Source organism: Cupriavidus sp. YAF13 (genome assembly GCF_052113425.1).
Classification (GTDB): Bacteria; Pseudomonadota; Gammaproteobacteria; order Burkholderiales; family Burkholderiaceae; genus Cupriavidus.
In genome coordinates, this window is record NZ_JBFRDD010000094.1 from 1 (window position 1) to 19,037 (window position 19,037).

Sequence of the window (19,037 nt, forward strand, 5' to 3'; positions counted from 1 at the left end):
TTTTTTCCTTCAGCTCGCTGCGCCATGCGCGCCGCCAACCACCCCTGCCGACCCCGCAACCCTTGTCCCGTCTGCTTTGCAGCGGTGTTTCGTGTTGCGAGGGGGCGAATCATAGGGGACCCCCTCGGCCTTGGCAAGCGTTTTCTTGAGCGAATCTTTCGAGAGTCTTTCGAGAGGAATAAAGTTGATCATAAGTAACATCCAAGATCAAATCCGCTCGTATGCCTGCGCTAGCAAAGCAATGTCCAGCTTACGCATCTTGAACATCGCTTCCATGACCCGAGCCGACTTGCCCCCATCCTTGCCCTGCAGCAGCCGGCCGAGGATCGATCGAGCGATCCGTCAGGACACGCCAAACTTATCCTTGAGCCAACCGCACTGCCCGTCCTCCCCGCCAGTGGACAATTGCTCCCACAGGGTGTCCACCTCCAATTGCGACTGGCGACTCACAACTCACAAACAATGAGATAGCCGGGATGACGCGGCCCCGTCACGTGGCCCGCACGGGTTCGCTCAAATCGTCTATTCACGGTTGCTGCGGGCCTTGTGCCGCTCGCAGCAGAGGCACCCGAACGCCAGCAAGGCACCCAGCACAAGCACGCCAATGGCTAAGCCCTTGGCGGCACACCCCCCTGCGGAACATTCCCCATCCAGATCACACTTTCCCATAACCATCTCCTCAAACCCGTGCCAGGAAGATCTGACGGTTCCATGCTAGATCACGGCAAAGGGAGATCAAAGTGCACACCACCAGTCATCTGCCGCGCGGTGTAACTTGCCAGCGCATGGAGTCTTGGTGGCCTCCGCTGGCCTCCAACATCCAACACAGGACGTCTTCCGCAATGACGCCCTCGCCACAAACGGTACTCCGGTGCCCCGCCCCACCGCTGACGCGCGCTAGCGTCGAATCTGGGCCAAGAAATGGCGGAGGGTGGCAACAGGCTTGTATCGACCCGGCCACGCAAAACCGCAAACAATTGCATACGCCGCCAAGTGCGCTGTCGGCCGCCTCGATTCGACTTAATTCTGACTTAGAAAAGTCTCAGTTGGTTTGGGTGCAGTTTGCGCTATTTTCACAAACATTCTTGGCATGCGCCGAGCGCCCTACCCGGCACACCGGGGGGCTCACAATCCAAGTGGAAAGAACAACGATGCGGTCCTTCAGCACCAAACTCACCCTCAAGCTAGCCGCCACGCTTTGCCTGGTCGTCCTTCTGTTCGGGAGTGCGTACGGACTCTTTGGCCCGCATGGTGGAAGCGAAGTGTCGCAGGCTACGAACGCTGACCACGCCGATACCCTGCTTTCCTTGCTGATGCATATCCTTGGTCCGATTGCGGCCATCCCCGCCCTGATCGGTATGTGGTCGCAACGATTCCCCGCACTGGGCGGACTGGTCCTCGCCTGCCCGGCCATTGCGACGTTGCTGCTACACCGATTTGTCATCGGATAAGCCAGACGTCCGACGCTCGCAAGGCAGCAGCCCTCCTCCTCCCCGCCTCTTTCCGCCTAGTTTGTCCGCAAGAGCTCGCAGCCGTTGCTTTGCATCGGTCACCTCCGGACAGGAACTAAACCCGGCGCCGGATACCCAATGGAGAATGCTGTTTCCGCGGCAACACCGGGAAAGGACTATGAAACAAACGTTGTGGGGACTGCTGGCGGGATGCGCGCTGCTGGTGGCCCTTGTTGGATGCGCCAGCCAAGGCGCCGATGGCCGCGAGGCAAGCATCACCACATACGGCACCATTGATGTCGGCGTCTCGCGCACCAGCGACAAGTAGTGCGCAGTGCCTGCCAAAGCGGCCACTCGATAGCAAGCGGCAACAGGCAAAAAAAAGAACCCGCAGCGCGGGTTCTTAAATTAGCGATCTCAATTGCCCTGAAGGCTTTGGTAATCTAACTGTCGTTTTCCGTTCGCACCATCCGGGTAAACCGAAGTCGACCACGCAGTCGCAGCTACCATGATAAAAAAAAGCCCGCACTAGGCGGGCTGAACAATCAGTTGAAGAAAGCCCTGTATTCGAGGGCAAGCACAGTGTAAGAACTTGCGGCTCCCTGACTAATTAGGGGAATCCCTTTGCCATGGCGGGAAAGCGGCCCGCCACGACGATCAAGTGCGCGTCACAGCCCCCTGCGGCTCCAGCGCATAAAAAGGGCATTCGAAGTTAGAGGAAATATTCCAGCTGACGCCACAGCAAGCGTTCAACACCCATTATGCTCAGAGTGCGCAAATGCGATCCATTCGCAATCAAGGCCTGCATGCTGGCCGCGCACGCGAACACTTCCCGATAATCCCCCCCGCCAACCCTAGCGGATCTTGTTCAAGCCGCCTCGAGGGATGGCGCGCCTCCCTGCAGCAGATGCGCCCGCGCCTCTTCAAACATGGCGTCGACGGCTGCGCGTGTGCGCACCGCGTGCATGCGGCGCGCATCCGACAAAACCCGCCGCCAGCCGCGGCCACCATGGATACCACGATGCAGGCCCAGCATATGGCGTGTCACCGCACCCATATAGCCGCCCTTCTCGACGACATCCCCAATATAACGCTGCATCGCCAGCTCAACGTCCAACCGTGATGGCACCGGGGTCTGCGCGGCATAGAAACGCCCATCCATTTCCGCCAGCACGTAGGGCTGGTGATAGGCCTCCCGTCCAATCATGACGCCATCCACATGTGCCAGGTGCGCGTCCATCTCGTCGTGCGTGACGATGCCGCCATTGATCAGGATCTCGAGATGCGGGAATTCCTGCTTAAGTTGGTAAGCCACTTCATAACGCAGCGGCGGGATCTCGCGATTTTCCTTTGGGCTCAACCCCTTCAGGATCGCATTGCGCGCATGCACGATAAAGGTCTCACACCCCGCATCGGCCACGGTGCCAACGAAGTCGCGAACAAAGTCATAATGTTCGATCGTGTCAATGCCGATGCGATGCTTGACGGTCACGGGAATCGATACCGCGTCGCGCATCGCCTTCACGCAATCCGCCACCAGTTCCGGCTCCGCCATCAGGCAAGCGCCGAATGCACCGCGCTGCACCCGCTCGGAAGGGCAGCCGCAGTTCAGATTCACCTCCACGTACCCCCATTGCTCGCCCAGTTTCGCCGCGGCGGCCAGGTCAGCAGGCTCGCTGCCGCCGAGTTGCAGGGCCACGGGTTGCTCAGCGGCGTCGAAGTCGAGATGACGGGCCACATCGCCATGGAGCAGCGCGCCGGTGGTCACCATCTCCGTGTACAGCCAGGTATGGCGGCTCAGTTGCCGGTGAAGCATGCGGCAATGACGATCAGTCCAATCCATCATCGGTGCAACCGATACCCTACGAGCGCCCGTAGCAGCCATTTTTCCTTTTAAATCAGTCATTTCTTGTCGAATCGGCTGAACCGATCCTTATCAATAACACATCATATTTACCGTCATTTCTGCTTCGATTGCTACGAGATTGCTACACGCACAGGACGGAAAGTGGCTTCCATCATCAAGATAGGGGACAAGTGGCGTGCTCAGATAAGACGCAAGGGCCACCCCACAATCACGCGCACCTTCGACAAAAAGGCGCTGGGCTCAGCAGGTAGAAATCGGCGTGTGGAACGGAGGGTTCGCCGACGATCGGAGATTAACCGAGTTTACCATCGGGGCACTAATCACGAAGTACGAGGAAGAGGTTGGAAAGCTGCGCCCGATTGGTCGTAGTAAGGCAGGCTCCCTCAAAATGCTGAAGCGTCACCTCGGGGAAACTTCGCTCGCCAGGTGGGATGAAGCGGTGGTCCTGGATTACGAGCCGACGTGACCGGTATCCATATCACCCCGTCCGCCTGCCTCGATCGGGTTGTCGAGGTGGTGCCGATCGGTTGTAGCGGCAACGGCTCGCAGATGCTGACGGGGCTGACCAGGCTCAATCACGCCATCCGCGCCCTCGGCCACCCAGGCTTGCGCGTTGTGACATTCGACCCGGATACGGTGAGCGAAGCGAACATGGGCCGCCCGCTGTTCAGTGCAGCGGATGTGGGGCAGAACAAGTCAGCGGTGCTGACGCATCGCGTGAACATGCACTTCGGCCTCGACTGGATCGCCAGGCCCAGGCGCTGCGGCTAGTCGTCGCAGTCAACGCTGATCTGATCAATCTCGCGTTTCGCAACTCGATATGCATCATCGATCGCGAGCTCTTCCGAGGCCGCAGGCTCCCGAGTGTTTTGCCTGTGTCCGTGCCCACGGATAACATACGACCAGTCCCACCGATTGCTCGCGACCTCTCTCGTCTGGATGGAGATATCCCGGCCTCTGTACTTGAAGTCCATTGTGCCTCCCCGGATTTCGGAAGACCGTAGCACGCAGTGTGGCTGACCCGGATGGGGTACGGTGCGCGAATCAGTGAGCGCCTGGGTCCGCCCGGCCTTCGTCTATCAGCTTCTCGGCATAGTCGCGTGCATGCTGCCAGGCCTCGCCTTCGGAAAAATACTGCCCAGGCACGGGTTCGTGCTCGAAGATCTTGATCGAGCTGCCATCCGCCGCCTTTGCGCAGATCGTCACCTCACCATGCCAAGGCCCACCGGTTGGGGACGCCGCGGAAGCCTCGTACCAGTGATCCTTGTAGTACGTGAAGCCTTGGAGATCCATAGCTTTCTCCAGTTGTTCAAGAGAATCGTAGCACGGCCCAAGGACCTACTCTTCATCCTGGCGGCGCACTATGAAGGCTGGCAGGATGGCGTACATGGGGTTCCGGAGGGGCCGGTCGGCGCGCCCGGACGGGCGTCAGGCTGAACAGCAGCCGCCATTTTAAGTCGTGGCAAGCGCACCTGCGCAAAGTCCCGCTAATGACAGCCTTGCACGATATTGAAGGCCGAGGCCTGCCCGGCTAGTTCACCTGCCCGGCGTCGATGGTCCGCATGGCCGAGGCTTCCGCCAGGGCAATCGCGGCTTCCGCCGTGTCAGCCACGCCGGCCTCTTCCTCGAATGAAGGCTGCGGCGCGTCGCCGAAGGCGTCGGAAATGGTAACCGTTGCCGTATAGCCGCCACCGGCCAGTGCAGCCGCGCGTGCCACCACGGCATAACCGCCGTACTCGAATCGTCGTTCCATTGCGCGGCTCCTCGTCGCTGGGGATGAAGCCATGATAGATGGACACATCGCCGCGTGGCCAGGAGAAGGCATTGAGCTCGCATGCAGCGTGGCGCGGGTCAAGCACCTCAGCCCACCCTGAGCGCTGGCGGGAATACGCACCAGCACCCATCGGCATGGCGGAAGAAGAACATCGACAACTGCCCCGACGGGCGGGCCACATCCACCCGGATACAGTCGCTGCGGCAAGCCCGCGGACTGCGCACGCGGGTGATCCGCGCGGGCGCCGCCAGGTTGGAGCCAAGCCATTTGTCGATCAGCCCACGCAGGGATATCTTGGCGGTTTGCATGTCAGTCTCCTTGGCTTGCCTGATTGAAGCGACCCACCTCACGCGCCGCGCGCCACGCGTTAGGCGGCACGGGCGCCGAAGTGCGCGCCCTTGAACCCGGTTTCGAGAAACGCCCTGAGCAGGTTGGCGACGGCCTGCACGGCCATGCAGGGGTGGTGCAGGCAGGCGTCCACTTGCTCGCTGCGGCCTTCGCCAAACAGGCACCAGGTACAGAAATGCTCACAGTTGTTGGTCAGGAGCCGGTAGCTGTCTTCACCGAGGCGGGAGCAGGCGCGCGCCACGGCTTCCAGGCCGACATACCTGGCGCAAGGATTGGCCTTCACGGTGACCATGTGACCCGCAGCGAAAGCTTCCACCGTGGTTTCCTCCACCGGGCCGCGATGGAGCGAGCCGGCAAAGCCGGCATAGTGAACCACCTTGCCTTCGCCGATGTAAATGCCGTGGTGGGCATAGCCTCGGCGCTCCGTGACCAGGTGCGCGCCTAGGGGAAGGTCGGCATCGATGGCCTTGTCTTGTTGTTGGTGTTGGTGTTGGTGGTTCATGGCTGCCTCTGATCTGTTTGCTGGCTGCAGGCATTGCCTGCTGGTTGCCACACTATCCGCATCAACCGTGCCAACGCCGCAGCCCCAGGCAGATCAAGGGATTACGGTGTTTTCAACCGGCCAGGCAGGGGATAGGCGTCTCCGGCCAGCCAACAGTCTGATCCCAGTAGTGTTGGCGGCATGCCATCAGGGAGGTCCGCGAGACCGTGGAAGCCATGACGAAGCGGATGCGATGGCTGTGGCAGTGGCAGTGGCAATGCGCTGCCGGGCGGCGAGCCCGAGTCAAATCGGTGGGTTTCCCCCACCATGCCGGTGGAGGATGTTGGCGTTGCGCCAACGCTTATGGCCCTGCCGCGAATTCCGAGGTCAGTCCGGTATCGCCAGCGAGAAGGGGAAACACAGCAAATTCAAGCACTTGCGGCGCCGCATCGGGCCAGCCACATCACTGGCATGCGCTTTGCTCTATAGACGCATGGCAAGAAGCCACGGACCGCAACACAGCCCCTACCCATCCCACGCACCGGAGACCATCATGGCGGCGCTCACCATCAACGACCTCTACACCAACCGCACGCTGGATGGCCAGGCCATGGCGGCCATCCGGGGCGGTGGCGCGCCCTGGGTATTCGGCTGGATCCAGCCCTATTCCCCGCCCCGGCAAAGCATTGGGCCCGTCGTCAACTTTTACGAGATCAACAACAGCTTCTATGCTGATCAAATGGTTAACCAATTCCAGAACATAGACGTTCGCAATACGGCGCCCGGCGCGAACATCAATGTGCAAGCGGGACAAGGGGCAAGGAACGACGGCCGGATGTAAGCCGGTTCGCGCGCAGCCCGCACGGTCCAGCCATGCGCCGCCCGCCACGCCAATGCCGCCCAGGCGCTGGCGTGGCGTTGTGGCGTCCTAGCTCGCCCGAACACCGGAGATGATCGTGACCTGTGCATCGCAATTCCGCTGGACTTCAGCCGCTCGCACCGATGTCGGCCTGGTACGGGAGCGCAATGAGGATGCCTGTCTCGCCCAGCCGGAGCGCGGGCTCTGGGTGGTGGCGGATGGCATGGGCGGCCACGCGGTTGGCGACTATGCCAGCAATCTGGTCGTGGAGACGCTGTCCCGGCTGGCCCTGCCGCACAGCCTCGAAAGCTTGCTCGACGGGGCCCGCATCGCCTTGCAGCAAGTCAATCGCGAACTGCTGGAGGAAGCGGCGCGCCGGCAGGTCCGGCGCATCGGCAGCACGGTGGTGGTGCTGATGGCGTGCGAACGCTTTTGTGGCTGCCTGTGGGCGGGCGACAGCCGCATCTACCTGTACCGGGACGCGCACCTGACCCAGTTGACCCGGGACCACAGCCGCGTGGAAGAACTCAAGGCGCGCGGCCTGATCACTGCGGAAGAAGCTGTGCATCACCCTGCGCACAACACCATCACCCGCGCGGTCGGCGCGAACACGGCGCTGGAGCTGGACCAGACCTGGGTGGAAGTCGCGGATGCCGATATGTTCCTGCTCTGCAGCGATGGCCTGAGCAATGAGCTGCGGGACCCGGAGATCGCCAGCGTGCTGGCCTGCGGCGATTGCGAGCTGGCGGCGCAGGCACTGGTGACCGCGGCGCTGGGCCGTGGCGGTCACGACAACATCTCGGCGGTGGTGGCGCGCGCCGAGGATCTCTATGCCTCGGACAAGACCATGGTGAATCCCGCGCTGTAGCCTGTGGCGTGCGGCTCACCGCCCTCCCGCCGCCCTCCTACCGCGCCTTGCCGCCCTGCGCCGCGCCCTGGTTGCGGAAATCCTTGGAATGGATGCCGTGTTTCTTCAGCAGCATCTGCAGGTGCGAGCGATTCATGTCGAAGCGCCTGGCCAGTTCCGCCACCGTGCCGCCGACCTCCTGCAAACCCCGCTCGAGAAATGCGCGTTCGGCTTCATCGCTGGCGGCGCGCTTGGCTTCGCTGAGCGAGGTGGCCGTGGACGCATCCACCACGAGCGGTGCCACGGCGCCACTGGCTGCCGGCGCCGATGGCTTGGGCCGCAGGTCCTGCGGAAGATGCTCCAGATCGGCCGTGTCGCCGGCAAGGCAGGAGGTCCGGTACATCAGGTTGCGCAACTCGCGGATGTTGCCCGGATAGGCGTAATTCATCAAGAAGTCACGCAGGCGCGGGGTGAGCTTGATGGGCCGGCGCTTTAACACGCCGGCGGCCTCGTCGCCGAAATACGCCACCAGCAAGGCGATTTCGTCGCGCCGCTCGCGCAGCGGCGGCAGCGTGACGTGGATCACACTGAGGCGGTAGAACAGGTCTTCGCGGAACTTGCCCTCCTCGCTCAGGCGCCGCAGGTCCCGGTTGGTGGCTGCCACGATGCGCGTGTCGACCGAAATCGTCTCGTCAGAGCCGACCCGCTGGATTTCGTGCGACTCCAGCACGCGCAGCAGCTTGACCTGCCCGGTGAGTGGCAGTTCGCCAATCTCATCGAGGAAGATGGTGCCGGTATGCGCGCTCTCGAACTTGCCGCGGCGATCGTTGGCCGCGCCGGTAAAGGCGCCCTTCTTGTGGCCGAACAACTCCGACTCCAGCAGGTTCTCAGGGATGGCCCCGCAGTTCACCGAGATATAGGGCTTATCCGTCCTGGAGCCGTTGGCATGGATCACCTTGGCCATCAGCTCCTTGCCCGTGCCGCTCTCGCCATCGATCAGCACCGGCAGATCGGTCGGCGCCGCCTTCTCGGCGATCTCCAGCGCCTCCAGCAGCTTGGGGTTGTCGCCAAAGGTGCCCTCGAAAATAAAGCTGCGCTCCAGCAACGCCTGGCGGCGCTCGCGCGGCGCCAGGTCGGCCGGCACCGGCTCCGCCACGGCTGCCTGCACAAAGCGCTCCTTGTGCGATAGCTGCATCACCTCGTCGCGCAGCGTGGTGGCCTGCTTGAGCAGCTTCTCGATCTCCGTGCGCTCGAGCTTGGAGGCCCAGCGCAACGTCGAGCGCAGGATCTCGATCTTCTCGATCAGCCCGGCATAGGAGATGGCCGACCCGACGGAGCCACCCTGGTTGAACAGCTTCATGTCGCGCTCCCCCAATGCGTCGCGATACGGCAGATATGCCAGATGCGCCGTTGCCGCCCGGCGGCACCCGGGCTGTGCGAAAGCGCTCACTCCGAGCTCAGCTGCTTCTGCACCAGCTGGTAGTACATGCCCTTGCGCTCCAGCAGTTCCTCATGCCGCCCTTGCTCCACGATGGCCCCTTCGTACAGCACCAGGATCTTGTCCGCGCGCATGATGGTGCTCAGGCGGTGCGCGATGATCACGGCCGTGCGGCCCTGCAGGATCTCCTGCATGTTGCCAAGGATGTTGCTCTCCGATTGCGTGTCCAGCGCCGAGGTTGCCTCGTCGAAGACCAGCAGGCGCGGATCGTGATAAAGCGCGCGGGCAATGCACAGGCGCTGGATCTGCCCGCCGGACAAACCCACGCCGCGCTCGCCCACCACTTGCTCGTAACCCAGCGGCAGCTTGCTGATGAACGCGTGGGCATCGGCCATCTTGGCGACTTCCTCGATATGGCGGCGATCCGGGCTGTCGTCGCCGCAGGCGATGTTCTCGGCGATGGTGCCTGAGAACAGCAGGTTGCTCTGCATCACGTAGCCGATCTGCGCGCGGTAATACTCTTTGTCGATCACGCCGAGGTCGTAGCCGTCCACGGTGATCTTGCCGTCCGTGGGCACGTAGAACCCCACCAGCATCTTGGCCAGCGTGGTCTTGCCCGATCCGCTGCGTCCCACAATGGCCAGCAATTCGCCGGGCTTGATGCTGAAGCTGATGTTCTCCAGCACGTAGGGCGTTTCGGCGCCGCCGTAGCGGAAATAGACCCCATCCAGGTTGATCTCGCCTTGCAGGTCCGGCAGCATCACGCGTGACGCCAGATCCTCCGGCTTTTGCTCCGGATCGAGGTCCAGCACGTCGCCCAGGCGCTCCATCGCCACGCCGGCATCGTTGAGCTGGCCCCACAATGCCACCAGCCCCATCAACGGCGCCAGCACGCTGCCCATGAAGGCGTTGAAGGCAATGAGCTGGCCAACGGTCAGCTCGCGCTGCAGCACCAGGTTGGCGCCCACCCATAGCACCGCGATGGTGGTCGCGGCATTGAGCAACTGGCTGGCCAGCCCAACCAGGATATGGAACGCCTGCGCCTTGTACTGGACCTCCAGCGCCTTGGCGTACTTCTTCTCCCACTTCAGGCGCACCGGGCGCTCGATTCCCATGCCCTTGACCGTTTCCACCCCGCCCAGCGTCTCCATCAGGTAGGACCGCGCATCGGTCGTGGTGGTGAACACCTCGCGCGCGAAGGCCTTGACCTTTGGCGTTGCCACGATCGTCAGGATCGCGATCGGGACCACGAAGGCGATCAGCACCAGCGTCATCTTGACGTTGTAGAGGAACATGATGGTGAAGTAGATAAACACCATCAGCAGGTTGAGCGCCGTTGTCACCGTCGACTCGGTCAGGAAGGCGCGGATGGTCTGGTTCTCCTGGAAGCGCGCGAAGATGTCGCCCGTCTTGCGCTTGGCGAAGAAGGAAAATGGCAGCGACATGGTGTGTTTGAAGAAGTGCGACATCATGGCGAAGTCCATATTGCGCACCATGAAGTTGGCTAGATACGCTCGCACCGAACTCATCAGTTGCGAAAACACGCTGGAAACGATCAACCCAAGTATCAGCAGGTTCAGCAGGCCCATGTTCTGGTGCACGACCACCCCGTCAAGGATGTTCTGGATGATCAGGGGCGGCACCACGCCCAGCACCTGGATCACGAAGGTCGCCATGAACAGGTGCGCAAGGATCCGTTTGTRCGGCGCCAGGTAGCCGATGAAGCGCAGCCAGGGCGAGCGTGCCACCGCCAGTTGCGCCATGCTTTCGCCGGAGGTGAAAAGCAGGCAGGTGCCGCTCCACCCGCGCTCGAACTCCTCCACGCCCATCTTGCGAAAGCCGAGCGCTGGGTCAGCCACCCACACCCAGCGCTTCGATACACCGTACACCACCACGTAGTGGTAGCCCTCCCAGTGCACGATGAACGGCAGCTCGAAACCCAGCAAGGAATCATGCGTGCACTGCACGCCGCGCGTGGTAAAGCCGAGCGACTCGCCGGCGCGGGCCAGGCTGTCCAGCGTGGCGCCCTGCGTGGTCACGTTGGCCAGCTCGCGTAGCTTGCCGAGCGTCATGGGGATGCCGTGATGGCGGCAGATCATCGCCAGGCAGGCAGCGCCGCAATCCATCTCCTCGGCTTGCTCGACCAGGGCGAAGCGGCGGATAACGCGCTCACCGAACTCCGGCTTCGAGCGCAGGTCGAGCATCACCGGATGCTTGCGCCGCTCGGCCATCTTCTTTTGCCGGTGCAGCTCCCGGTCGATAAAGCGGATGCGCTCTTCCAGCACCTCGCGCAGCTTGGGATTGCGCTCCAGGATCAGTTGCACGGTCTTTTCCGGAATCACCAGCAGCCGCGCATCCGTGCCGGCGATGGCCGCCGCGATCTGCTCCTGGCGCATCACGCAGGCGCGCTCGCCAAAGATGTCGCCCTGGCGCAAGGTCGCCAACGGATACTCGACGCCCTCCTCGGTCCGCACAATGCGCACTTCGCCCTGGCGCACCACGTACAGGCGGCGGTCCTCCCGTGCATCCTGCTTCAGGATCTCCTTGCCGGCGGAAACGCGCTTCACCCCCACGCTGCGCACGGCCTCCTCCAGCTCACTCTTGTCGAGCTTGCCGCGCAGGTCGAACAAGCGGGCGACAAAGCCGCCGGCCGAACTGATCGCCACATAGCTGGCAACAAAAGCCATCGCCGCCGGATTTTGCGCAATCATGGGCTCGGTCACGCTGCGCGGAATGAAGAGCAGCTCGGTCTTGGCGGACGAGCGCACCGAGGATTCATGCCGGTACTCGCGCAGCATGGCAATGTCGGCGAACACCTCGCGCGCCTTGCGCACGCCAAGGCTGACTTCCTTGCCATTGTCTTCGTTGAAGATGCGCACGGACCCCGACTTGATGATGAAGAGCCCGTCTGCCGCCTCGCCCGCATTGCAGATGGTCTCGCCAAAGCCGTACGAAAGCGCTTGCGCATGCTCCGCCAGCCGCTCCATTTCCTCGCGCGAGAACGGCGAGAGTATTTCCACGCCAGCCAGGAAGTCGGCGAGCGGATGCAGTTCGGGGCTGGCTTCCATATGCGTCTGGGCGCTAGCGGCTAGCGCGCTTCGATGACGTGTTCCTGCGCCCTGGCCATCAGCCAGTCTTCACGCAGGAGTCGGCGCACCTCCGCCGCCACATCGGCATCGAGCGCAGCAGGATGCTTGGCGCTTACCATGAAGATCTCGAAGAAGGAGCGATCCTGGGACGGGAACGGACCGAGCAGGTCGCCGGTGGCGGCGTTGAACACCTTGGCTTCAATATCCGTCTTCAGCGAACCGCGCAGGACCTTGCCGATCGCGCCGCCCTGCTCTTTCGTGTCCGCGATGGAGTGCTCGCGCGCCATCTCGGCGAAGCTGTCGGGATCGTCCCGCAGATAGGAGATCAGCTCCTTTGCCTTGCCCTCAGCGTCCACCACGATATGGCTCACCTCGATGCTGTCGAATTTCGGCGAGTGCAGCTTGAAGTAGGCCTCGACGGCCTTGTCGCTGGCCACCTCGGCAAGCATCTTCTCCTGGTAGAGGCTATCGGTCACGAACGCTTCAAACTCGTCCAGGCTCACACCGAGCACGTCGAGATAATGGTTCATCTCCGTCGCGCGGTGCAAGCCCTGCACGCGCCGGAACTGATCGGCGCGTTCCTGGATTTCCTCCGGCGCCACGGTAATGCCCTGCTTCTTCGCCGCGTGCACCGTGAGCTTGTCCCTGACGATCTGCTCGACCAGCCCTTCGAACTGGCCCGTGAGCTTCAAGACCCGGATGAATTCCTCGACCCCGATGACTTCATCGTCGACCCGCACAATCGCTGTCATCTCGTCAGCTCCTTGATTGTTTTCCATTCGCCAAAATCCACCCGCACGCCGGTGCGGGCCGCCGATGCATCCCTGACCACCTTCCAGGTGTTGCCGCTATCCGCTAGCTTCAGCCCGCCACCTGCCGGAACGGATCCAGCCCCAGGTCGATCAGGCGCCGCTCGCGCACCACGATTTCGGCCGTGGCGGTCATGCCGTAGCGCAGCGGGTACTTGTTGTCTGCCACCGTGTAGTAGTCTTGCGCCAGCCGGACGCGCCCCTCGTACACCGGCTGCTTGTTCGGCCCCGCCAGCTTGGTTGCTGGCGAGATGTACTCGAGCGTGCCGGCAATCAAGCCATAGCGCTGGTAGGGAAAGGCGTTGAACTTCAACTTGACCGGCAAGCCCTCGCGCAGGAAGGCACGATCGCGCTCGGCAATCTCGATCTTGAGCACGGGGCGCGCGTTCTTGGGCGCGATGCCGCCCAATGGCGCATTGGCCAAAACCTTGTCACCGCGCTGCGTGGAGCTGACATCGGTAATCACGCCCGCCACGGGCGCCAGGATCAGCAGGAAGTTATCCTTGTCGATATTCTCGAAACGGATGCGCGCCGCCGCCTCGGCAACCAGGCGCGCGGTCTGCACCTGCAGGCGCAGCTTGTCTTCTGTATTGGCTATCTCGCGCAGCGCGGCGTCGTGCTGGATGCGCAGGTTGGTCAGCTCCTGGCTGCTGCCTTCGAGCTGCACGGTGGCCTGATTGAATTCCTGGCTCAGCTTGGAATCCAGCTCGGCTAGCCGCGACTGGGCAATCTGCAGCGCGTTCTCCGCTTCCACAGCCGCAATCCGCTTGCTCTCCACCTGCGATTGCGAGACCCCGCCGCCGCCCGGCAGCGCAAACAGGCGGGCATAGCGGTCCTGCTCCTGGCGCGCGAATTCACGCGTGCGCCGCGCGCTGTCCAGGTTGCTGCGCGCCTGCTGCAACTGTGCCCGCTGTTGTTCCGCGAGCCGGGTCGTGCCCTCCGCCGTACGGTTCTCGTGCAGGCGCTCCGCCACATCGATCTGCTGCTTCAACGCTGCCGCCTTGCGCTCCATCAACAGCTTCTTGTCGGGAAACTGCTTCCACTCGCGCTCGGAATCCTGCAGCTTGAGCTGCGCCTCCAGCGCGTTGGTGGCGGCCTCGATCGCGCCACGCGCATTGAGCCGCGCCAGCACGTCGTCCTTGTTCACCGGCTGGCCCTCGGCCACATAGAGATCCGCCAGCTCCCCGTCCACCGGCGCATAGAACCGCCGCACTTCCGATTCCGGGGCGAGGGTGCCGTCCGCGGACACGATCACATCCGCGTGGCCCACGAACGACCAGACCAGCGCGCAGACGACCAGCGACACCATGACCAGCACGGAGATCTGCATCAGCTTCCAGGGCTCCGCGCTGAGAATGGCAATGCCCTCGGCGCTGTGGTCCTCAAGCGCCTCGGACAGCGGCTTAAGGCGATTGTCTCGGCTGTCGTCCTTCATCACCCTCCCCTCCAATCAATGCCAGCTTGGACTTGAGCAGCGCCGGGCTCAGCACCATGCGCAATTCCTGCAGCGAACGCCGTTGCAGCTCCGTCTCCGAATCGATATCCTCCCGGACCTGGCTCCACTGCGCCGTATCGCCAACCTTCAACTGCGCGTAAATGCGCATGCCCTGGTGCGCTTGCGCACTGGCATTGGACAGCAGGCGTGCCTGCGCGCGGAACTTGGCGGAGATGTCGGACTCCAGCCGCTGCTCGCCGCCGATGGCGCCATCGCGGCGATACTGGCGCCACGACGCGAGCGCGGCGTTCATCAGTTCCTGCGCACGCCGGATCGCTGCATCGTGTATCGCCGCCACATCGGGCTCGACCGCCTTTAGGAAGTAGGCATCCTCGGCGGGATCGAGCATGGCGTAGAACGACAGCAAGGCGTCCTCATCGCTCTTGCCGCCGCGCGCCTTCGGCAGCACGGCGAACTGCGCGGCGACGGCCTGCTTGCGCGCAAGGTCCTTGGCCGCGGCCTCGGCCCACGGCCCCGTCTTTATCGCTTGCAGCCCGGCAAACGCCTTGGCGCTGTCCCCTGCGCGCCAGGCCTTGTCCACCTCGGCGTACTGGCGCACCAGTTCCGGCGCCGGCAGGCGCCTGGCCGCCAGTTCGCGAAAGCGCGCCTGGAAGGGTGGTGTGGAAAAGCTGGGCTTGGCCATCAGGGCCATCAGCGGGCCTAGCTTGGCTGCGCGCGCCGCGCTGTCCAGCGCAATGTACTGGCGCAGGTCTTCCTTGATGCGATCCATGCCGGCGAGCCTTGGATACTTCTCCGCGTAGTCCGCCAGCACGGCCTGCAGCGCTTCGGGATGGTCGCTCGCCAGCCCGGTGGCCAGCGATGCATTCAAGCGGTCGATGGCGGCCAGATAGACCGAATCGTCACTCTGCAGCTTGCGCACATAGCTGAGCGCATCGGCATATGGCTCCCTGAATTGCGGCACATAGGCGGCGATGCGGTCCAGAGCCCGCTGGTGCGCGGGCGTGTCGTCATTCCAGTGCTTGAGCAGCGCACGAATGCCCGCTTCATCGGTGAAAATACGGATCGGCGCATCCACGCCGCCCCGGCCGGCCACGAAGCGGTTCAGCCGGCCGATCCAGTCGAGTTCATCCAGCACGCCGCGCGCGTCGGCATTGTGCGCGCCTAGCGTCTTCATACGCGCCAGCGCCGTCTCGGCGCCATTGAAGTCGCGCGCCTGCAGCTTGCCGATCCATCCGGGCACCTGATCGCGCAACAGCGCCTCGGTACCCATCGCGCGGAACTGGGCATGATCCGGGTGGCGTTCCAGATACGCGTCGGCCACGGCAGCGGCGCGGGCGTAGTTGCCGCCGGCCATCAAGGACCGCATCTCGCGCTCGGGCGCGCCGCGCAAGTACAGGAAGAGCAGCAACGCCACGACCGCCACGGCGACGGCACCGCCCCAGCGTGCCGCGCGCTTCAGGCCAGCGCGCTCCGAAGCGCCAAAGCTGCTGCCTAGCCTGCCCATGACGAGTGCGAACTTGCCCTGCGCGCGCGGCTTGTCCGTCGCGCCGCCATCGCCTTCCGGCTGGGGCAATGCCTCCTGATTGACCTCATCCTCCTGCTGGGCGGCATAGTCGACGCAGAAGATATCCAGAAAGGAGCCCGCCGCGGCGACAAACGTGGTCTTGTCGGGATCGTGCGCAGGCGTGGCGGGTGCTGGCACCGCGGCGGGTGCCGGTGCCGACGGGGCCGAGACTGGAGCCGCCCGCTCCTGGGCGTGCACGTCGGCGGCATCGGGCGGCGGCAGGTTCGAACTGGTGAGGGTTGCGTCGGCGGCGGCCTGGTTGCATATGCCAACCCGATAGACAAAATGATTGCCACCGAACGCGAGAAGGTCCCTCTCGCCGAGTGCGACCGCGTGCTCATCCACCCGCTTGCCGTTGACGAAGGTCCCATTGGTACTGCCGAGGTCCTCGACAAATGGATCGTTCCCTTTCAGGAAGATGTGCGCATGACGGCGCGAGATATAGTTGACCTGATGCGGATACCTCTCCTTGTAACGGGAAAAAGACGCATCCGCCTTGCTGATCAGGAAGGGAAAGCCGGCCACCTCGATCGGCTGCAGGCCAAGATCGTCGCGCTCGGGCACGAGCGTCAGCACCATCGGCGCCTGCCTTGGCGCCTGGACCGGCGCGCGCGCGCGCAACCGCACCAGGTAGGACAGCGCAGCGCCGAAGCGCAGTTCATCGCCGTCGCGCAGCCTGGCCGGCTGCTGCGCCACGGCCGCGCCATTGACGGTGGTGCCGTTCTTGCTGCCCAGGTCAGCGATATAGGCCGCGCCATGTTCGGAAAAGATGCGCGCATGACGGCGCGAGAGTACCGCGGCTATATCGGGCGGGYATGCCGCGAAAGGCGCTTCCGCGCGGCCCACGGCGAACAGGCTCTCGTCGATGCGGATCTCGCCGAGCTCAGGGTTGGAGATGGGCTCGAGCACGATATCGAACGCCTGCCCCACCTTTGCCCGCATCTCGACAATCAGAGCTTCGTCTGGAGCCATGTTTCGATACCACCAACAGCGCGTGCCACGACGCGTGCGCCAGCGGCAAGCCGTGTTTCATGGCGACGGCGCGAGCCGGTGCGGCCCGCTGCGTCGTGAACGTGTTGACTAAGGACATAGTAGGCCACGCTTGCCCGTAGTCAAACGTCCGCCGGTGGCGTACTTCGCGCCTTGCCAGGCGTGCCCAGCTTCTCGTGCGCAACAGGTTGCAGCCCCTTACTTCGAGACCTGCTGTGACGTCTCTTTCGGCGCGTTGCTCACCTCGGTGCTTGGCCATCCGCCCCCAAGTGCCTTGTAGAGGGTGACAGTGTCGGCCAGGATCTGTTGGTGGTTGGCCAACAATTCCTGTTGCGCGCTCAGCAGCGATCGCTCGGTCTCGAAGACATCGAGCTGGGACACCACGCCCTCCTTCAGCTGGGCCTCGATCTGCGCCGACACCACGCGCAATTGCGCAACCTGCTGCTGCAGTTCCACGCGCTGCTTCTTGTGCGCGTCAACATTGACCAGCGCGTTCTCCACTTCCTCGAATGCCGTAATCACGGTGCGGCCGTATTCGCTCTCGGCAACCTTGGTCTGCGCCTCGCTGGTCTTCACCCGGGCACGCACGCCCGGGTCCAGCATGGGCAGATTGATGCTCGGCATGAAACCGAAGGTGAAGGACTTCAGCAGGGCGCTCAGCGCGAAGCTTGCCGTACCGCCGCGGCCCGTCAGGCTGACGCTGGGCAGTTGCGCCAGGCGCGCCTGGCCGACCAGGTTGACGGACTCGAGCACGCGATACTCCGCTGCCACGATGTCAGGGCGCCGCGAGAGCAATTGCGACGGCAGCCCCGCCGGCACCATCGGCAGTTGCACGCGCTCTTGCAGTCGCCCGGCGGGCACCTTGAACACGCCAGCCGGTACGCCCACCAGCGTGGCCAGCGCGTTCTCGGAAATGTCGCGCGAGCGGCGCAGCTCCAGCAGGTCCTTGGTGAGCCGGTTGATCTCGGCCTGCTGCTGCATCACGCGGATCTTCGGGATCAGGCCGTTCTGGAACATGGCCTGGTAGGTGGTGAGGATCTGCTTGTTCCTCGCCAGCGTTTTGCTCTGCTGATCGATCTGTTCGTCGAACTGCAATATCTGGAAGTAGGTGGTGGACACATCCGAGACCAGGGTGAGGTAGCCGGCACGCCAATCCGCTTCGGTTGCGTTGAATTCGGCGGTCTGGGCCTGCACGCCCTTCTCCACCTTGCCCCATATATCGATGTCCCAGTTGACCTGGGTGCCGAGGTTGTAGGTCTTGACGAGCGACGTGCCCGTGCTCTTCTCGAAGCTTGCCCCTGCCCCCACGTCAAAAACCGGCAGCGCGCCGGCCTTGACCTCGGCGATCTGCGCGCCCGCCACCTTGATGCGCGCGGCCAGCACCTTGATGTCGTAGTTCCCCGCAATCGCCTTGTCGACCAGCCCATCCAGGTACGGATCCCGGAACGCCTGCCACCAGTTCGGCACGATCGTTTCCGCCGGCGAAACCGTGATCGATCCCTGGCGCGCCCAATCCGGCTTGGCCGGCGTTTCGGGCCGCTGGTACACCGGAGGACGAAAGTCGGCGCAAGCGGCCAGCACCAGCAGGCAGGCGCCTGCCATCAGGCACCGCCGCAAAGTGGTGCGCGCACCATGCACGATGAACGGGGTGAAATGGTCTGGCACGATCGCCTCCTGCGAGCGTCGGCGGGTTGAAGAGGCCACGGCGGGCACCGGCCCCCGTCAGCCGCATCGCCGGCGCCATCGGTGCCGGGTCAGTCACGGCCCGGATGCAAAGGAGCCGCGCCATCAACACGCCCTGCATGCATTGTGTATCCGCTAGCGGCGCGATCCAACCTGTAAATAAAGGCCCTGCGGCAAGAAAAGGGCCGCCCTGCCCGGCACGCCGGGAGGGCGGCGGTGGCTTCAACGATAGATGTTGTTGCTGGCGTTCTGCGTCGACGTCACGTGGGACTTGATGTCGTCGGCAAAGGCCGTGTTGTTGCCGTTCATGTTGACGACGTTCTGCGTCTGCCCGATCAGTTGCTGGGCATTGAAGGTCGAGTCGATCTTGGTCAGGCTGAA

17 protein-coding genes are annotated in these 19,037 nt (G+C 63.5%); 5 read left to right on the top strand and 12 right to left on the bottom strand.

Annotated features, from left to right (window positions below):
* Positions 1–342 precede the first annotated feature (342 nt).
* On the bottom strand, positions 343–450 hold the full coding sequence (locus AB4061_RS38960) for a VOC family protein (protein WP_441641411.1): 108 nt from the start codon (positions 448–450) through the stop codon (positions 343–345).
* Positions 451–1,151: 701 nt separating this feature from the next.
* Here AB4061_RS38960 and AB4061_RS38965 point away from each other — a divergent pair.
* Together AB4061_RS38965 and AB4061_RS38970 are read left to right on the top strand one after the other, a co-directional pair.
* Complete coding sequence (locus tag AB4061_RS38965; protein WP_441641412.1) at positions 1,152–1,451, top strand: hypothetical protein; 300 nt, start codon at positions 1,152–1,154, stop codon at positions 1,449–1,451.
* 178 nt (positions 1,452–1,629) lie between these two features.
* Entirely contained in the window at positions 1,630–1,779 is a 150-nt protein-coding gene (locus AB4061_RS38970) for a hypothetical protein (RefSeq protein ID WP_441641413.1), read from the top strand.
* Positions 1,780–2,319: 540 nt separating this feature from the next.
* Here the strand turns inward: AB4061_RS38970 and dusA are convergent.
* Positions 2,320–3,357, bottom strand: a complete 1,038-nt coding sequence (gene dusA, locus AB4061_RS38975; RefSeq protein WP_441641414.1) for a tRNA dihydrouridine(20/20a) synthase DusA — start codon at positions 3,355–3,357, stop codon at positions 2,320–2,322.
* A 423-nt stretch (positions 3,358–3,780) separates the two neighbouring features.
* Between dusA and AB4061_RS38980 the strand changes: the two genes are divergently transcribed.
* A complete protein-coding gene (locus AB4061_RS38980; RefSeq protein WP_441641415.1) occupies positions 3,781–4,089 on the top strand; it encodes a hypothetical protein in 309 nt (102 codons plus the stop codon).
* Positions 4,090–4,362: 273 nt separating this feature from the next.
* On the opposite strand, the gene AB4061_RS38985 is transcribed toward AB4061_RS38980, so the two are convergent.
* The 4 genes from AB4061_RS38985 to AB4061_RS39000 form a co-directional block, all read right to left on the bottom strand.
* Complete coding sequence (locus AB4061_RS38985) at positions 4,363–4,611, bottom strand: hypothetical protein (protein ID WP_441641416.1); 249 nt, start codon at positions 4,609–4,611, stop codon at positions 4,363–4,365.
* A gap of 238 nt (positions 4,612–4,849) precedes the next feature.
* Complete coding sequence (locus AB4061_RS38990) at positions 4,850–5,071, bottom strand: hypothetical protein (RefSeq protein ID WP_441641417.1); 222 nt, start codon at positions 5,069–5,071, stop codon at positions 4,850–4,852.
* Between the two features lie 107 nt (positions 5,072–5,178).
* Positions 5,179–5,400, bottom strand: a complete 222-nt coding sequence (locus AB4061_RS38995; protein WP_441641418.1) for a hypothetical protein — start codon at positions 5,398–5,400, stop codon at positions 5,179–5,181.
* A gap of 59 nt (positions 5,401–5,459) precedes the next feature.
* Entirely contained in the window at positions 5,460–5,942 is a 483-nt protein-coding gene (locus AB4061_RS39000; RefSeq protein WP_441641419.1) for a lecithin retinol acyltransferase family protein, read from the bottom strand.
* A 532-nt stretch (positions 5,943–6,474) separates the two neighbouring features.
* Between AB4061_RS39000 and AB4061_RS39005 the strand changes: the two genes are divergently transcribed.
* Both AB4061_RS39005 and AB4061_RS39010 read left to right on the top strand, forming a co-directional pair.
* Complete coding sequence (locus AB4061_RS39005) at positions 6,475–6,762, top strand: hypothetical protein (RefSeq protein WP_441641420.1); 288 nt, start codon at positions 6,475–6,477, stop codon at positions 6,760–6,762.
* Between the two features lie 115 nt (positions 6,763–6,877).
* Positions 6,878–7,648 carry a PP2C family protein-serine/threonine phosphatase gene (locus tag AB4061_RS39010; protein ID WP_441641421.1) on the top strand — a complete coding sequence of 257 codons (771 nt, stop codon included), beginning with the start codon at positions 6,878–6,880 and terminating at the stop codon, positions 7,646–7,648.
* Between the two features lie 37 nt (positions 7,649–7,685).
* Here AB4061_RS39010 and AB4061_RS39015 read toward each other — a convergent pair whose 3' ends face one another.
* The 6 genes from AB4061_RS39015 to AB4061_RS39040 form a co-directional block, all read right to left on the bottom strand.
* Positions 7,686–8,987 (bottom strand): sigma-54 interaction domain-containing protein, encoded by a 1,302-nt coding sequence (locus AB4061_RS39015; protein ID WP_441641422.1) that lies wholly within the window; start codon positions 8,985–8,987, stop codon positions 7,686–7,688.
* Positions 8,988–9,073: 86 nt separating this feature from the next.
* A complete protein-coding gene (locus AB4061_RS39020) occupies positions 9,074–12,133 on the bottom strand; it encodes a peptidase domain-containing ABC transporter (protein WP_441641423.1) in 3,060 nt (1,019 codons plus the stop codon).
* Between the two features lie 20 nt (positions 12,134–12,153).
* On the bottom strand, positions 12,154–12,906 hold the full coding sequence (locus AB4061_RS39025; RefSeq protein WP_441641424.1) for a peptidylprolyl isomerase: 753 nt from the start codon (positions 12,904–12,906) through the stop codon (positions 12,154–12,156).
* A 109-nt stretch (positions 12,907–13,015) separates the two neighbouring features.
* Entirely contained in the window at positions 13,016–14,398 is a 1,383-nt protein-coding gene (locus AB4061_RS39030; RefSeq protein WP_441641425.1) for an HlyD family efflux transporter periplasmic adaptor subunit, read from the bottom strand.
* A complete protein-coding gene (locus AB4061_RS39035) occupies positions 14,367–16,955 on the bottom strand; it encodes an FHA domain-containing protein (RefSeq protein ID WP_441641426.1) in 2,589 nt (862 codons plus the stop codon). Before AB4061_RS39035 ends, AB4061_RS39030 begins: the two co-directional genes overlap by 32 nt.
* Positions 16,956–17,171: 216 nt before the next feature.
* Positions 17,172–18,575, bottom strand: a complete 1,404-nt coding sequence (locus AB4061_RS39040; protein ID WP_441641427.1) for an efflux transporter outer membrane subunit — start codon at positions 18,573–18,575, stop codon at positions 17,172–17,174.
* Positions 18,576–19,037 lie beyond the last annotated feature (462 nt).

Bases quoted from the DNA above. Each gene is read 5' to 3' on its own strand.
- AB4061_RS38965 (WP_441641412.1), top strand. From the start codon at position 1,152: ATGCGGTCCTTCAGCACCAAACTCACCCTCAAGCTAGCCGCCACGCTT.
- AB4061_RS38970 (WP_441641413.1), top strand. From the start codon at position 1,630: ATGAAACAAACGTTGTGGGGACTGCTGGCGGGATGCGCGCTGCTGGTG.
- dusA (WP_441641414.1), bottom strand. From the start codon at position 3,357: ATGACTGATTTAAAAGGAAAAATGGCTGCTACGGGCGCTCGTAGGGTA.
- AB4061_RS38985 (WP_441641416.1), bottom strand. From the start codon at position 4,611: ATGGATCTCCAAGGCTTCACGTACTACAAGGATCACTGGTACGAGGCT.
- AB4061_RS38990 (WP_441641417.1), bottom strand. From the start codon at position 5,071: ATGGAACGACGATTCGAGTACGGCGGTTATGCCGTGGTGGCACGCGCG.
- AB4061_RS38995 (WP_441641418.1), bottom strand. From the start codon at position 5,400: ATGCAAACCGCCAAGATATCCCTGCGTGGGCTGATCGACAAATGGCTT.
- AB4061_RS39000 (WP_441641419.1), bottom strand. From the start codon at position 5,942: ATGAACCACCAACACCAACACCAACAACAAGACAAGGCCATCGATGCC.
- AB4061_RS39005 (WP_441641420.1), top strand. From the start codon at position 6,475: ATGGCGGCGCTCACCATCAACGACCTCTACACCAACCGCACGCTGGAT.
- AB4061_RS39015 (WP_441641422.1), bottom strand. From the start codon at position 8,987: ATGAAGCTGTTCAACCAGGGTGGCTCCGTCGGGTCGGCCATCTCCTAT.
- AB4061_RS39025 (WP_441641424.1), bottom strand. From the start codon at position 12,906: ATGACAGCGATTGTGCGGGTCGACGATGAAGTCATCGGGGTCGAGGAA.
- AB4061_RS39030 (WP_441641425.1), bottom strand. From the start codon at position 14,398: ATGAAGGACGACAGCCGAGACAATCGCCTTAAGCCGCTGTCCGAGGCG.
- AB4061_RS39040 (WP_441641427.1), bottom strand. From the start codon at position 18,575: ATGGCAGGCGCCTGCCTGCTGGTGCTGGCCGCTTGCGCCGACTTTCGT.